This is a genomic window from Caulobacter sp. 602-2 (assembly GCF_011043625.1).
Classification (GTDB): Bacteria; Pseudomonadota; Alphaproteobacteria; order Caulobacterales; family Caulobacteraceae; genus Caulobacter.
In genome coordinates, this window is the sequence record NZ_JAAKGT010000001.1 from 204988 (window position 1) to 219593 (window position 14606).

11 protein-coding genes are annotated in these 14606 nt (G+C 69.4%); 1 reads left to right on the forward strand and 10 read right to left on the reverse strand.

Annotated features, from left to right (window positions below; translation table 11 throughout):
• Window positions 1-27: 27 nt before the first annotated feature.
• From G5B46_RS00885 to radA, 6 genes are all read right to left on the reverse strand, one after another.
• The gene (locus tag G5B46_RS00885; RefSeq protein WP_165255262.1) at window positions 28-1527 is read right to left on the reverse strand and encodes a methyl-accepting chemotaxis protein; all 1500 of its coding nucleotides are present in this window, start codon (window positions 1525-1527) and stop codon (window positions 28-30) included.
• 267 nt (window positions 1528-1794) lie between these two features.
• Window positions 1795-2547 carry an SDR family NAD(P)-dependent oxidoreductase gene (locus G5B46_RS00890; RefSeq protein ID WP_165255263.1) on the reverse strand — a complete coding sequence of 251 codons (753 nt, stop codon included), beginning with the start codon at window positions 2545-2547 and terminating at the stop codon, window positions 1795-1797.
• Between the two features lie 46 nt (window positions 2548-2593).
• Window positions 2594-3577 (reverse strand): bile acid:sodium symporter family protein, encoded by a 984-nt coding sequence (locus G5B46_RS00895; protein WP_165255265.1) that lies wholly within the window; start codon window positions 3575-3577, stop codon window positions 2594-2596.
• A 110-nt stretch (window positions 3578-3687) separates the two neighbouring features.
• Window positions 3688-5190, reverse strand: coding sequence for an amidophosphoribosyltransferase (gene purF, locus G5B46_RS00900; protein WP_165255267.1), 1503 nt, complete (start codon window positions 5188-5190; stop codon window positions 3688-3690).
• On the reverse strand, window positions 5187-5810 hold the full coding sequence (locus tag G5B46_RS00905) for a CvpA family protein (protein WP_165255269.1): 624 nt from the start codon (window positions 5808-5810) through the stop codon (window positions 5187-5189). Before G5B46_RS00905 ends, purF begins: the two co-directional genes overlap by 4 nt.
• On the reverse strand, window positions 5807-7189 hold the full coding sequence (gene radA / locus G5B46_RS00910) for a DNA repair protein RadA (RefSeq protein ID WP_165255270.1): 1383 nt from the start codon (window positions 7187-7189) through the stop codon (window positions 5807-5809). The genes G5B46_RS00905 and radA overlap by 4 nt, the downstream gene beginning before the upstream one ends.
• 183 nt (window positions 7190-7372) lie before the next feature.
• Here radA and G5B46_RS00915 point away from each other — a divergent pair, with 183 nt between their 5' ends.
• Window positions 7373-8566, forward strand: a complete 1194-nt coding sequence (locus G5B46_RS00915; protein ID WP_165255272.1) for a Yip1 family protein — start codon at window positions 7373-7375, stop codon at window positions 8564-8566.
• A gap of 22 nt (window positions 8567-8588) precedes the next feature.
• Here G5B46_RS00915 and alr read toward each other — a convergent pair whose 3' ends face one another.
• The 4 genes from alr to G5B46_RS00935 form a co-directional block, all read right to left on the reverse strand.
• On the reverse strand, window positions 8589-9671 hold the full coding sequence (gene alr, locus G5B46_RS00920) for an alanine racemase (protein WP_165255273.1): 1083 nt from the start codon (window positions 9669-9671) through the stop codon (window positions 8589-8591).
• Window positions 9672-9730: 59 nt separating this feature from the next.
• Complete coding sequence (locus tag G5B46_RS00925) at window positions 9731-10417, reverse strand: MarC family protein (protein ID WP_165255275.1); 687 nt, start codon at window positions 10415-10417, stop codon at window positions 9731-9733.
• 72 nt (window positions 10418-10489) lie between these two features.
• Window positions 10490-12010 carry a replicative DNA helicase gene (locus tag G5B46_RS00930; RefSeq protein ID WP_165255277.1) on the reverse strand — a complete coding sequence of 507 codons (1521 nt, stop codon included), beginning with the start codon at window positions 12008-12010 and terminating at the stop codon, window positions 10490-10492.
• A gap of 148 nt (window positions 12011-12158) precedes the next feature.
• Complete coding sequence (locus G5B46_RS00935; RefSeq protein ID WP_165255279.1) at window positions 12159-14600, reverse strand: TonB-dependent receptor; 2442 nt, start codon at window positions 14598-14600, stop codon at window positions 12159-12161.
• Window positions 14601-14606 lie beyond the last annotated feature (6 nt).

Below are 14606 nucleotides of genomic sequence, written 5' to 3' on the forward strand. Positions count from 1 at the left end.
GGGCGATCTGGTGAAGATCGATCCGACCTAGAACTCTTCCCAGTCCTGGCCGACGGCGACGCCGGGGCGGAACGACTGGGCGATGCGGGTCTGGGCGGCGGCGACCGGGTTCTCGGCCGCCGGTCGATGGGCCGGCGCGGGCGCGGGGCGAGAGATCACCTGGGCCGGGGGAGCGCCGGTCTCGAAGCGCGAGACCAGTTCGGCCAGGGACGAGGCCTCGTTGCGCAGGCAGGCCGCCGCGGCCGTGGCCTCTTCGACCATCGCCGCGTTGCGCTGGGTCACCTGGTCCATCTGGTTGATGGCGGTGTTGACCTGGTTGAGGCCCGTGGCCTGCTCGTGGGCCGACTGGGCGATCTCGGAGATCAGGGTATCGATCTCGGCGATGCGGCCGACGATGCCGGTCAGCGAGTGGCCGGTGTCGCCCACCAGCTTGGCGCCGCGCTCGACCTGGGCGCTGCTGTTGGCGATCAGGGTCTTGATCTCCTTGGCCGCCTCGGCCGAGCGCTGGGCCAGCGCGCGGACTTCCTGGGCCACGACCGCGAAGCCGCGACCGGCCTCGCCGGCGCGTGCCGCCTCGACGCCGGCGTTGAGGGCCAGCAGGTTGGTCTGGAAGGCGATCTCGTCGATGACGCCGATGATCTGGCCGATCTTGCCCGAGCTCTGCTCGATCTCGCCCATGGCCGCGATGGCGTCGCGCATGATCTCGCCCGAGCGGGTGACCTCCTGGCGCGTGCTGGAGGCGGCGGTCGAGGCCGCGCGGGCTCCTTCGGCGCTGCGGCGCACGGTGGCGGTGATCTCGTCGAGGGCCGCGGCGGTCTCTTCGAGGGCGGCGGCCTGCTGCTCTGTGCGCTTGGAGAGGTCTTCTGAAGCGCCGGTGATCTCGTTGGAGCCGTTGTGCACGCCCTGGGTCGACGAGCCGATCTCGGTCATGGCCTGGCGCAGCGACTGCAGGGCGGCGTTGTAGTCGCTCTTGATCGAGGCGAAGCGGCCGTCGAAGGCGGCGGTGATGTCGGCGGTCAGGTCGCCGCCGGCCAGGCGCTTGAGGTTGTCGGCCAGGGTCAGAACCACGGCGCCCTGTTCGGCCTCTGTGCGGCGCAAGGCCTCGTTGGCCATCCGCTCCTGCTCGGCCTGGGTGATGTCGGTGCAGAACTTGATGACCTTGCAGGGCTTGCCTGCGGCGTCGAACACCGGGTTGTAGGCACCCTGGATCCAGATCTCGACGCCGCCCTTGCCCTGACGCTGGAACTTGCCGGCGAAGAACTCGCCGCGGCCCAGGTTCAGCCAGAACTGCTTGTACTCGTCGCTGCGGGCGAAGTCGGGGTCGGCGAACATGCTGTGATGGCGGCCGCGGATCTCGTCCAGCGAGTAGCCCACCGTCTTCAGGAAGTTGGTGTTGGCCGCCAGGATGGTGCCGTCGAGCTGGAACTCGATGACGGCCTGAGAGCGATGGATCGCCGCGACGGTGGCTTCCAACTCGGCGAGACGCTCGTCGGCCGCGGCGCGGCCACGCTTGAACGCAAACGGCATTGTCCAAACCCCCGAGGGATCGCGCCCAGGCAGCGCTGCATCCTTAGGGTGAGACTTCGAGTCTTATTCCATGCTTAACGAGCGACGGTTTCCGAAAGCGTCATCTGCGTCAGGTTGTCGCAGTTTCCTGTCTTCAAGCCTTATGTCGTGGAGTCGACTGCCAGCTTGGTCGCAGAAAATCCGTATTTTCCGTCAGGCGGGAATTTTTCGTGATTTATCTGTATTTCACGTGCGAAAACTGAACCTGCGAATGTTTACGAGGTTCAGTTATCGGCTGACGCTTGCTGACTCTTGACCTCGTTCCTTGAAGCGAACGACGCCCTTGGGCGGCTCGCGGCCAGGGCGAGCCAGGTCGACGACGAACGGCGCGATCTCGGCCGGGTCCTGCACGGTCTCGGGGTCTTCGCCCGGAAAGGCGCCGGCCCGCATCTTGGTGCGCATGGCGCCGGGATCGATGCAGAAGGCGCGGACCTTGGTGTTCTCCATCTCGTCGGCGTAGCAGTCGACGATGGCCTCCAGGCCGGCCTTGGAGGCCGCGTAGGCGCCCCAGAAGGCCCGGTGGCTCTTGGCGACGCTGCTGGTCAGGAAGATGGCCCGGCCGGCGTCGGAGGCGCGCAGCAGCGGGTCCATGGCCCGGATCAGCCGCCAGTTGGCCGTCAGGTTGGTCGACATGATCATGTCCCAGCCTTTGGGGTCCAGGTGACCGACGGGGGTCAGGGCACCCAGCACGCCGGCCGCGCCCACCAGGATGTCTAGCTTGCCGAAGCGCTGGTGCAGGGCCGCGCCCAGGTGATCCAGGCCGTCGGCCTCGCGCAGGTCCAGCGGCACCAGGGTGGCGTGCTCGCCGGTGGCGGCGAAGATCGCGTCGTCCAGCGCCTCCAGCGCGCCCTGGGTGCGGCCCAGCGCGATGACGTGGGCGCCGGCCTTGGCCAGGCCCAGGGCGATGGCGTTCCCGATGCCGCGCGTGGCGCCGGTGACGAGGGCGATGCGGCCGGCCAGCGGCGTGTCGGTGGTGGTCATGAGCGTTTCCTGCGCCTCTGGCGGGCGTTTGCTTGTCTGGGAGGGATCAGGCCTCGTCGGCCGGCCGCGCCGCATAGCGCTGCGCCAGGACCGAACAGGCCATCAGCTGGATCTGGTGGAAGATCATCAGGGGCAGCACCAGCACGCCGGCCGTGGCCCCGGGAAACAGGATGCCGGCCATGGGCACGCCGGTGGCCAGGCTCTTCTTGGAGCCGCAGAACACGATCGCCACCTCGTCGGCCTTGGAGAAGCCCAGGAGGCGCGCGCCCCACATGGTGGCCAGCATGACCAGCGTCAGCAGCACGCCGCAGACCAGAAGCAGCACGATCAGCTCCAGCGGCGAGACTTTGCGCCACAAGCCCTCGACCACGGCGGCGCTGAAGGCCGAATAGACGACCAGCAGGATCGAGCCGCGGTCGACGCGGCCCACCAGGGTCTTGTGCTTCTCGATCCACTTGCCGACCAGCGGCCGGGCGATCTGGCCGGCGATGAACGGCAGCAACAGCTGGATGATGATCGACTTGATCGAGTCCCACCCGCCGACGTCGCCGTGGGCGTTCATCAGCAGGCCCACCAGCACCGGCGTCAGGAAGATGCCGAACAGGTTCGAGGCCGAGGCCGCGCAGACGGCGGCGGCGACGTTGCCGCGGCCGATCGAGGTGAAGGCGATCGACGACTGCACGGTCGAGGGCAGGCAGGCCAGGAACACCATGCCCGCGGCCATGGTCGGCGTCAGCACCCCGACCTTGCTGATCGCCAGGCCCAGGATCGGGAACAGCACGAAGGTGAAGGCCAGGATCGTCAGGTGCAGCCGCCAGTGGGTGATCCCGGCGACCACGGCCTCGCGCGACAGCTTGGCGCCGTGCAGGAAGAACAGCAGGGCGATCGCCAGCTTGACCACCCAGCCGACGATGGTCGCCGCTTCGCCTCGCACCGGCAGGATGGAGGCCAGCACCACCATGCCGAACAGGGCGATGATGTAGGCGTCGATCTTCAGCTTGGAGAGGACGGCGGAGACGGGATTGGCCAAGACGCTGGTTCTTTCGTGCGACCTCGCCGGCGAGCGGCGTAACGTACCGCTAGCCGGTTAGCGCAGCTTGGGTCCCCCGAACAAGTCGGAGGACCCTGCAAAGGCGCGGATTAGGCGCTGACCAGCAGCGACAGCTGCTTTTCGGCCTGGTCGTTGCGGCCTTCGGCGATCTCGCGGTCGGTCAGGCGCGTGGGGTAGTCGCCGGTGAAGTAGTGGTCGGTGAACTGCGGGGCGACCGGATCGCGCGGCGCGCATTCCAGGGCCTCGTACAGGCCTTCCACCGACAGGAAGCCCAGGCTGTCGACTTCCAGGAACTTGGCCATCTCTTCCAGCGACTTGGTGGCCGCCAGCAGCTGTTCGCGCTCGGGCATGTCGATGCCGTAGAAGTCGGGCCACTTGATCGGCGGGCTGGCCGAACGCAGGTGCACTTCCTTGGCGCCGGCCTCGCGGACCATGCGGACGATCTTCAGCGAGGTGGTGCCGCGCACGATCGAGTCGTCGATCAGCACCACGCGCTTGCCGGCCAGGATGGCGCGGTTGGGGCTGTGCTTCATGCGCACGCCCAGCTCGCGAACGCCCTGGGTCGGCTGGATGAAGGTGCGGCCCACATAGTGATTGCGGATGATGCCCATCTCGAAGGGCAGGCCGCTTTCCTGGGCGAAGCCCAGGGCGGCCGGCACGCCCGAGTCGGGCACCGGCACGACGACGTCGGCCTCGACGCCGGTCTCGACCGCCAGGCGGCGGCCCATGCGCTTGCGCACTTCATAGACCGAGCGGCCGTTCACGACGCTGTCGGGGCGAGCGAAGTAGACGTACTCGAACACGCAGGGGCGGGCGGCCGGGGCGGCGAACGGGCGCAGCGATTTGACGCCAGTGTCGCTGATCACCACCATCTCGCCGTGCTCGACGTCGCGCACGAAACGGGCGCCGATCATGTCGAGGGCGCAGGTTTCCGAGGCCAGGACCGGCTTGCCGTCCAGGTCGCCCAGCACCAGCGGGCGGATGCCCAGCGGGTCGCGCACGCCGATCATCTTCTTGTTGGTGATGGCCACCAGGGCATAGCCGCCTTCGATCTGGCCGATGGCGTCGATGAAGCGGTCGACGATCTTGGCTTTGCGCGAGCGGGCGATCAGGTGGAGGATCACCTCGCTGTCGCTGGTCGACTGGAAGATCGCGCCTTCCTGCACCAGGCGCTCGCGCAGGGTCAGGAAGTTGGTCAGGTTGCCGTTGTGGGCGAGGGCCAGGCCCCCGGTCTCCAGGTCGGCGAACATCGGCTGGACGTTGCGGATGAAGCTGCCGCCGGCGGTGGAATAGCGGGTGTGGCCGATGGCCATGTTGCCCGGCAGGCGCTGGACGAGGTCGGCGCCGGTGAAGGCGTCGCCGACGTGGCCCATGTGGCGCTCGGTATGGAAGCGGGCGCCGTCGAAGGCGGCGATGCCGCAGGCTTCCTGGCCGCGGTGCTGCAGGGCGTGCAGGCCCAGCGCCGCGATGGCGGCGGCGTCACGGGCGCCGAACACGCCGAACACGCCGCATTCCAGGCGCAGCGTGTCGTCCTCGGGATCGCGCCAGGGCGCGGACGAGAAGCGGTCGGTCGACTGGCCGATAGACGTCATTGCGATTTCTCCACCAGGTCGTCGAGCTTCCGACGCTGGTCCTTATCATAGCCTTCTTCGCCGCGCTCGGCGTCGGACGGTTTGTCGCTGGCCCCGTCGCGGACGGCGTCCTCGATGGCGGGCGCCAGCTTGCCGGCCAGGCCCGCGCCCTTGGGGGCGAACACCTTCAACACCTGGGCGCTGGCGTTGGACAGCGGGTAGAACATCGACTCCGACACCCAGGCCGGCACGCGGTCGCGCGGCGTGGCCATGTGGAAGACGAGGTTGAAGACGCCCAGCACGACGAGGGCGCGCAGCAAGCCGAAGCCCAGGCCGATCAGCCGGTCGAGCAGGCCCAGGGTGCCGTCGGCGTGCAGGGTCTTGGTCAGTTGCGCGCCGACTAGGCGCAGCACCACGAAGGCGATGACGAAGGTGACCAGGATGGCCGCGGCGGTCGCCGCCCAGTCCGGGTCCATGAATTCGCGAAAGAGCGGGCCGGTCAGGCGCAGGCCCAGCAGGGCCACCACGGCGGCGAGGATGAACGACAGCGCCGAGGTCAGTTCCCGCGAGGCGCCGCGGAAGAAGCCGACGGCGCCGGAAACCAGCAGGATCAGTCCGGCGATGATGTCGAACGGCGTCACGCGTGCGAGCTCCAGATGTCGTTCTCGATTCGGCGGACCGCGTCAGCCAGCCGCGCCGCGCCGGCCACCGGCAGGGCGCCGCCGCCTTCGGGCAGACCCGACAGCGGTCCCAGCGCGCGGCCGAACCCGAGCTTGGCGGCTTCCTTCAAACGCGACTCCATTCGGCTCACGGGCCGGATCTCGCCGGAGAGGCTGACCTCGCCGAACACCACGCAGTCCTGCGGCAGGGCGACATCGAGGGCCGAGGAGGCCAAGGCGGCCGCCGCCGCGAGGTCGGCGGCGGGTTCGGTGATCCTCAGCCCGCCAGCGACGTTCAGATAGACGTCCTTGTCGCCAAAACCAAGGCCGCAACGCGATTCCAGCACGGCCAGCACCATCGCCAGGCGTCCGGAATCCCATCCGACCACGGCGCGTCGGGGCGTTCCGTACGCGGAAGGCGCGACCAGGGCCTGGAATTCGACCAGGACGGGACGCGATCCTTCGATGCCGGCGAACACGGCCGCGCCCGCCGCGCGCTCGCCGCCTTCGTTGAGGAACAGGGCCGAGGGGTTCTTGACCTCGCGCAGGCCGACGTCGCCCATCTCGAACACGCCGATCTCGTCGGTGGCCCCGAAACGGTTCTTGGCCCCGCGCAGGATGCGGAACGGATAGCCGCGCTCGCCCTCGAAGCTCAGCACGGCGTCCACGAGGTGCTCGACCACGCGCGGGCCGGCGATCTGGCCGTCCTTGGTGACGTGGCCGACCAGCAGGATCGCCACGCCCCTCTGCTTGGCCAGGCGAACGAGCTCGGTGGCGCAGGCGCGCACCTGGGTCACCGTGCCGGGGCCGGCCTCGTGGGCGTCGCTCCACATGGTCTGGATCGAGTCGATGACCACCAGGTCGAACTTGTCGCGCTTCAGTCCGTCGAGGATGTCGCGCAGGCTGCTCTCGGCGGCCAGCTTCACCGGCGCGCCGGCCAGGCCCATGCGGTCGGCGCGGCCGCGGATCTGCTCGACGGCCTCTTCGCCCGAGATGTAGGCGCAGGCCACGCCTCGGCTCGAGGCGTTGGCGCAGACCTGCAGCAGCAGGGTGGACTTGCCGACGCCGGGGTCGCCGCCGATCAGGATCGCCGAGCCGGGCACCACGCCGCCGCCGCAGACGCGGTCGAACTCGTCGACGCCGGTCAGGATGCGGGGAGGGGCCGGGGTGTCGCTTTCGAGCCCCGTGAACTGCAGGCCGCGCGAGCGCGTGGCCTTGGTCGTGGACATCGCGCCGGGCGGCCGGACGCCGACCTCTTCGACGAGGGTGTTCCAGCTCTGGCAGGCCGGGCATTGCCCGGCCCACTTGGTCTGGACCGCGCCGCAGGACTGGCAGGCGTAGGCGGCGCTGTCGCGGGCCATGGGGTCTCCTGATTCTCGAATGGGTGGAGATTACAGGCTGGCGGTCGCCTGCGCCAAAGCCGGACGCAGGCCCGGGCGGCCCTGGGGCTGGCGATGTCGCCGAACCTTGTTCCCGTTTTGAGTGTGATCGGTGTAGATAAGTATCGGGGGGCGCAGATTCAGGATCTTGCTGGAGGCGCCTAGATGTCCGTGGTCGAACCCGGAGCCGTTTCTTCCGATCTCGTGGGCCGCGTGAAGCGGATCCTGCTGACGCCATCGCCTGAGTGGGAGCGCATCGACACCGAGCCCGCGACGATCAAGGGCCTCTATGTCGGCTATGTCTGCATCCTGGCCGCCATCCCGGCGGTGGCCGGGCTGGTGGGCAGCCTGGTCTTCGGGCACGGCATCCCCGGCCTGGCGACGATCCGGCCCTCGCCGGTCGGGGCGATCATCGGCGCGGTCGTGGGTTATGGCCTGTCGCTGCTGTCGGTGTTCCTGCTCAGCCTGATCATCGACGCCCTGGCCCCGTCTTTCGACGGCCAGAAGAACAGCCTGCAGGCCTTCAAGGTGGCCGCCTATTCCGGCACCGCCGGCTGGGTGGCGGGGATCTTCAGCCTGTTTCCGCCGCTGGCGATCATCGGCGGCCTCCTGGGCCTCTATGGCCTCTACCTGCTCTATACGGGCCTGCCGCGGGTGATGAAGGCGCCCAAGGAGAAGGCGATCGGCTACACCGCCGTCACTGTGATCTGCGCCATCGTGCTCTATGTCATCGTCGGCATGGTCACCGGCGCGATCGTCGGCGCGGCGGCGATCGGCGGCGGGCTGGCGGCCTCCAAGGCAGCCGGCGCCGACAGCGGTTCGGTGACCCTGGGCGGCCAGACCTACGACCTGGGCAAGATGGACGAGGCCAGCAAGAAGATGGAGGCCGCGGCCGCCTCGATCGAGGCCGGCAAGGACATCCCCCTGACCTCGCCGGACGTGCTCAAGGGCCTGCTGCCCGGCGCGGCCGGCGGCTATGCCCGCACCTCGCTGGAATCCAGTTCCGGCGGGGCCGGCGGCATGGGCATGTCGGTGGCGCGCGGCGACTACGAGAAGGACGGCAAGCGCTTCACCCTGGCCGTCACCGACCTGGGCGCGCTGGGCGGCATGACCGCCATGGCCTCGGCGATGCACGCCCAGAGCACCTCGGAAACCGAGACCGGCTACGAGAAGACCAGCACCGCCGGCGGCCAGCTGACCACCGAGAAGTGGGACCGCGAAGCCAAGTCCGGCGGCTACACCGTCGTGGTCGGCAACCGCTTCTCGATCGAGGCCAACGGCGACGCCGAAAGCATCGACGACCTCAAGCGCGCCGTCGCCTCGGTCGATGCGGGCAAGCTGAAGAGCCTGGCGCGTTAGGTTTGAGAAAGGGGCGGGGCCTTCAGGCCTCGCCCAGCACCACCCGTCGGGCGCGGCCGGCCAGGCGGACGAGCAGCTCATAGGCCGTGGTGCCGGCTGCCGCGGCGGCGTCGTCCACCGGCAGGTTGGGTCCGATCAGCTCGACCAGGGCGCCGGGACGGGCGGCGTCGCAATCGGTGACGTCGATGGCGATCAGGTCCATCGACACCCGGCCCAGCAGCCGCCGGCGCGCGCCGTCGAACCACACGTGGCCGGCGGGGCTGGAGCCGCGCAGCACGCCGTCGGCGTAGCCGCAGGCCAGCACCGCCACCCGCGTCGTCTCGCTCGCCGTGAAGGCCGCGCCGTAACCGATCGACTCGCCGCGCGGCACGACCCGCACCTGCAGGATGGGCGCTTCCAGCGTGGCCACGGCCGCAAGGCGGGCGTCCGCCACGTCGCGCGGGCCGCCGCCATAGAGCGCGATCCCCGGCCGGCACTGGTCGAAGTGATAGTCGCCGCCCAGGAAGATCCCGGCCGAGTTGGCGAGGCTTCTGCGGGCGTTCGGGAACAGCGCCGCCGCATCGGTGAAGCGGGTCAGCTGGCGGGCGTTCAGCGGATGCTCCGGCTCGCCGGCGCAGGCCAGGTGGCTGACCACCAGCGAGACGTTCAGATGCTTGAGGCGGTCCATCGAGGCCGTCAGCACCGCGGCCTCTTCGTGGCGCAGGCCAAGGCGGTTCATGCCGGTGTCGACATGGATCGCCGCCTCCAGCACGCCCTTGCCGGCCTGGCTGTTCCAGGCCTCGACCTGGGGCAGGCTGTTGAGCACCGGGATCAGGCCGGCCTGGACCAGCGTCGGGCCCGAGCCGGGCGTCGCGCCGTCCAGCACGTGGATCTTCGCCTCGCGCTCGCCCAGCGCCTTGCGCAGCGCCAGGCCCTCGGACAGCCGGGCGACATAGAAGCTGCGCGCGCCTTCATCCCACAGGCGGCGGGCGACGAGGCCCGCGCCCAGGCCGTAGCCGTCGGCCTTCACGGCCGGCGCCAGTTCGGCGTCGCCGGCCTGCGTCTTCAGCAGGGCGTAGTTGGCCGCGAGGGCGTCGAGGTCGAGGGTCAGGCGGGCGTCGGTCACGGCTGCGGAGGTAGCCGACCCGCGCCTGCAAGGCCAGTGCAGATGCTGTGGAGATGCGGCTAGCGCGTGCTCAGGAACTGGCTCACCAGCGCCTCGACGCCGCTGGCGACGATCTGCACGCCGATGCACATCAGGAGGAACGCCATCAGTCGCGACATCACCCGCGCGCCATTGACGCCCAGCAGCGACAGCACCCGGTCCGAGGCGCGATAGAACACCCAGACCATCAGGGCGATGACGGCGACCGCCAGGCTGGCGCCCATGAAGAACGGGACCACCGAATGGCCCTCTGCCGGACGCTGGGATGACAGGGCGATGGCCACCGAGATCGCCCCGGGGCCGGTGGTGAACGGCATGGTCAGGGGGAAGAAGGCCATGTCCTCGGCTCGCGCCTTGGCGGGAGAGCTGGCCTGGTCGGCCTTGCGCTCTTCGTGCTCCTCGGGAGCCATCAGCAGGGCCCAGGCGCGGATCGCCACCACCAGGCCCCCGGCCACCCGCAGGGCGCCCAGGCTGACGCCGAAGAAGTTCAGCACGTAGCCGCCCAGCAGCAGCGAACCCAGCAGGATGAAGAAGGCGTAGAGCGCGATGGTCGGCGCCAGGCGCTTGCGCGTCTCGGCCGGATGATCGGCCAGCATCTGGTGGAAGATCAGCGCCGCCCCGACCGGATTGACGATCGAGAACAGGGCCGGAAAGGCCAGCAGGAACGCCCCGACGAAGGTCGAGACGGGCAGGGGGCTGAATTCCATGATGCGCGCTCGACTCCTGAATCGCGCGCCGAGCGTTGCCCGACGCGCATCCAGAGGTAAAGCGCGAGGCGGTTATTCGTCGTCGCCGCCGCGCATCTGGTGGAAGTAGTGATCGCGCGAGAGGTTGCCGAAGCGCGTGGTGTCGCTGTTGAACGACAGGCGCACCGTGCCGATGGGGCCGTGACGCTGCTTGGCGATGATCACCTCGGCCAGGCCCTGCAGCTTGTCCATTTCCTCTTGCCAGGTCAGGTGCTCGGGCGTGCCCTCGCGCGGTTCGGCCCGGCCGACGTAGTAGCTTTCGCGGAACACGAACCACACCATGTCGGCGTCCTGCTCGATCGAGCCGGATTCACGAAGGTCGGACAGCTGCGGGCGCTTGTCGTCGCGGCTTTCCACCTGACGCGACAGCTGCGACAGCGCGATGACCGGGCAGGCCAGTTCCTTGGCCAGGGCCTTGAGGCCCATGGTGATCTGCGAGACTTCCTGCACGCGGCTGGCGTTGGAGCCCAGGTCCGAGCCGGTCACCAGCTGAAGGTAGTCGACGACGATCAGGTCCAGGCCCACCTGGCGCTTCAGGCGTCGGGCGCGGGCGGTCAGCTTGGCGATCGAGATACCACCGGTGGCGTCGATGTAGAGCGGCGCTTCCTGCAGCTCCATGGCCGCGTCGCGCACCCGGCCGAACTCCGAGGCGTCGATCTCGCCCTTGCGGAGCTTGTCGCCCGACACGCCGGAGGCGTCGGCCAGCATACGCAGGGCCAGCTGCTCGGCGCTCATTTCCAGCGAGTAGAAGGCCACCACGCCGCCGCTGACGGTCTTGCGGCTGCCGTCGGGCTGGGGCTCCCAGGCGTATTTCTTGGCGACGTTGAAGGCGATGTTGGTCGCCAGCGCGGTCTTGCCCATCGACGGACGGCCGGCCAGCACGATCAAGTCCGACGGGTGCAGGCCGCCGATCTTCTGGTCGAGGTCGATCAGGTCGGACGCCAGGCCCGACATGCCGCCGTCGCGCTGGAAGGCCTCGGCGGTCATTTCCACCGCGCCGCGCAGGGCGTCGCCGAAGCTGACGAAGCCCGAGCTGGCGGTGCCGCTTTCGGCCAGGGTGTAGAGCTGCTGTTCGGCCGCCTCGATCTGGTCGCGGGCCGGGCGCTTCTCGTCGCCGTGGCCGTGGGCGGCCGAGGCGATCTCGCCGCCGATGCGGATCAGGTCGCGGCGCAGGGCCAGGTCGAAGACGGCGCGGGCGTAGTCGCCGACGTTGGCGGCCGGCGGCGCGCGGTCGACCAGGTCGGCCAGGTAGCGGATGCCGCCCAGTTCCTCGAACGCCGGATCGCGCTTGAACTCGTCGGCCAGCAGGATCGGCTCGGCCAGCTGGCCCTTGCGGATGTGCGTCTCGATCGAGCTGAACAGCCGCTGGTGGAAGGGCTCGTAGAAGTGGCGTCCCTGCAGGCTGTCGGTCAGCCGCTCGTAGGCCGAGTTATCGTACAGCAGCACGCCCAGCAGCGCCTGTTCGGCTTCCAGGTTGTGCGGCGCGACGGTGATAACGGGGGCGTCTTGCGCCGGCGGGCGCAGGTCGAGAGCAGGAACGAGAGACATCGCCATAAGTTAACGCGAACGCCGCGGCGACGCGCGCTCGGAGCGTGGTCAACGGCGCAGATGGATGGGGATGTTCTGTGTATATCTTCGCGGCGACAAAAGGGGACGCAGCGTTTCCGCTACGTCCCCCTTCGCGATCCGTCGGCTCAGCGACCTACCAGGTGACGGCGACCCGGCCGTAGACGAAGCGGCCGTTGAAGCCGTACGGCGAGAAGCTGGACCACGGGTTGCCGCCGCTGGTGTTCAGGTTCGGCGGCACCTGGTCGGGGTACTGGTCGAACAGGTTGTCGGCGCCGACCGAGACGGTCAGGTGATCGCCGAAGCGACGGCGGCCTTCCAGGTCGACGATGCCGGTCGTGCCGGTATGCCAGTCGCCGCTGCCGTCGGCGGCCGTACCGGGCGAGAGGACGTCGTCATAGAGCGTGGTGCGCAGCGTGGCGCCCCACGGACCCTTGCTCCAGTCGCCCTGCAGCGTGACTTTCCATTCGGGCGTGCCTTCCTCGAAGCGCAGCGTGGCCTGGCGGGCGAACAGTGACACCGGGGTCGGCAGCACGGTGGTGGTGGGCGTGCGCTCGACCTTGAAGTCGTTGACGTTGCCGGCCAGCGTCAGGTCGAAGGTCCCGGCCTGCTCGTCGACGATGCGATAGCGGGCGACGACGTCCACGCCGACGGTCTTGGTGTCGACGCCGTTGGTGAAGAAGCGGCCCGCCGAGGCGCCGTAGGGCGACAGCAGGTCGAAGATCACCCGGGCGTTGGTGCCCGCCGCGGCCGTGGCGCTGCCCGTCAGGGTCTCGGTCAGGACGATGCGGTTCTCGACGTCGATGCGGTAGGCGTCGATCGTCAGCTCGAACGGGCCCTTGTGGTAGACCGCGCCGATCGAGAAGTTCTCCGAGGTCTCAGGCTCCAGCGGCTTGCCGCCCAGGGCGCGGCCGATGGTGCTGACCGACGGGAAGGTGCCGGTCTCGAACGGCACCGCCGTCGTCACCCCGCCGACCGTCTGGTTGATGTAGAGGATCGAGGTCGAGGTGAAGTACTGCTGCTGCAGGCTCGGCGCGCGGAAGCCCGTCGAGGCCGCGCCGCGGATGGCGAAGGCGTCGGTGAAGTCGTAGCGGGCCGACAGCTTCCAGCTCGTGTTGTCGCCGAAGTCGGAATAGTCCTCGTAGCGCAGGGCCGCCGAGCCGGTCAGCTTCTCGGTCAGCTTGCCTTCCAGGTCCAGGTAGACGCCGACGGCGTCGCGATCGACGTCGACCTCGTTGCTGGGCGTGAAGCCGGTGAAGCCGCGCGAGCCGAAGGCCAGGCTGGGCGAGACCGTGCCGCGGGCGTAGGAGGCGACTTCGCCGGCGTTGATCTGGAAGGTCTCGCGACGGGCTTCCAGGCCGAAGGCCACGTTCAGCGGACCGGCCAGGCCGACCTCGATCTCCTTGCTGACGTCCAGGCCGAAGGCCAGCTGGTCATAGGTCAGGCCGCCGGCCTTGAAGCTGGTCGGCGAGGTGGGGCCATACGACGGGTTGAGGGTGTTCTTCACCCCGAAGTCGATGTCGTTCTTGCCGTAGACGAGGTTGGCGTCGATGCGGAAGCCGTTCCAGTCGCCGCGCAGGCCGCCGGCGGCGGTGACGTCCTCGTTGTTCGTGGTGATCAGCGGCAGGTAGCCGTTGGGATAGACGCTGAGGATGTTCTGGCTGGCGTCGGTGGGCAGGCGGTAGGTCGCCGAAGCCTCGGCGTCGCGCTGCTGATAGCCGTACCAGCCGTAGGCTTCCCAGTTCTCGCCGATCGGCTTGCCGGCGTTGGCGTAGAAGCTGACGTCCTCGACCTCGGGATCGCCGAAGCGCGAGGTCACGCGCTGGGGCGTCACGCGGGTGTCGATGTCCGAGCGGTTGGTGAAGTCGCGGTCGCGATACTCGGCCGACAGCGTCAGGAAGCCGTCCGAGCCCAGCTTCAGGCCCTGCCAGCCGGCGACGGTGATGGTCGCGCCGTCTTTGATCTTTTGCTTCTGGCCGGTCTGCAGGCCGGTGAACTCGGTGAAGTACTTGCCGGCGGTGGCGGTGACGCCGCCGCCGTGGTCGGCCTCGCGCAGGCGCAGGTTGACGACGCCGGCGATGGCGTCCGAGCCGTACTGGGCGGCCGCGCCGTCGCGCAGCACCTCGATGCGGTCGACGGCCGAGGAGGGGATGGCGTTCAGGTCGACGGCGGCCGAGCCGCGGCCCACCGAGCCGTTGACGTTGATCAGGGCGCTGGCGTGGCGGCGCGCGCCGTTGACCAGCACCAGGGTCTGGTCGGGGCCCTGGCCGCGCAGCACGGCCGGGCGCACCGAGTCGGTGCCGTCGGTGTTGGACGGGCGCGGGAAGGTGATCGACGGAACGGTCGAGGCCAGGGCCGTGGCCAGCTCGGTGCTGCCGCGCTGCTGCAGGGTCTTGGACGAGACGACGTCGACGGGCGCCAGGGTGTCGAGGCGCGAGCGGCCGACGACGCGGGTGCCGGTGACGACCACTTCCTCGACGGCGACCTGGTCGTCGGCGGGGGCGGTCTGGGCTTGGGCGATGGAGGCGGTCAGCGCCGAGGCCGAGGCGGCCGCCAGCAGAAACAGTTGAGTACGCATGGTGTA

What these genes read in the sequence shown, in the direction of transcription:
- G5B46_RS00890 (WP_165255263.1), bottom strand. Translation starts at nt 2,547, where the DNA reads ATGACCACCACCGACACGCCGCTGGCCGGCCGCATCGCCCTCGTCACC.
- G5B46_RS00885 (WP_165255262.1), bottom strand. Translation starts at nt 1,527, where the DNA reads ATGCCGTTTGCGTTCAAGCGTGGCCGCGCCGCGGCCGACGAGCGTCTC.
- G5B46_RS00935 (WP_165255279.1), bottom strand. Translation starts at nt 14,600, where the DNA reads ATGCGTACTCAACTGTTTCTGCTGGCGGCCGCCTCGGCCTCGGCGCTG.
- G5B46_RS00915 (WP_165255272.1), top strand. Translation starts at nt 7,373, where the DNA reads ATGTCCGTGGTCGAACCCGGAGCCGTTTCTTCCGATCTCGTGGGCCGC.
- G5B46_RS00925 (WP_165255275.1), bottom strand. Translation starts at nt 10,417, where the DNA reads ATGGAATTCAGCCCCCTGCCCGTCTCGACCTTCGTCGGGGCGTTCCTG.
- radA (WP_165255270.1), bottom strand. Translation starts at nt 7,189, where the DNA reads ATGGCCCGCGACAGCGCCGCCTACGCCTGCCAGTCCTGCGGCGCGGTC.
- G5B46_RS00930 (WP_165255277.1), bottom strand. Translation starts at nt 12,010, where the DNA reads ATGGCGATGTCTCTCGTTCCTGCTCTCGACCTGCGCCCGCCGGCGCAA.
- purF (WP_165255267.1), bottom strand. Translation starts at nt 5,190, where the DNA reads ATGACGTCTATCGGCCAGTCGACCGACCGCTTCTCGTCCGCGCCCTGG.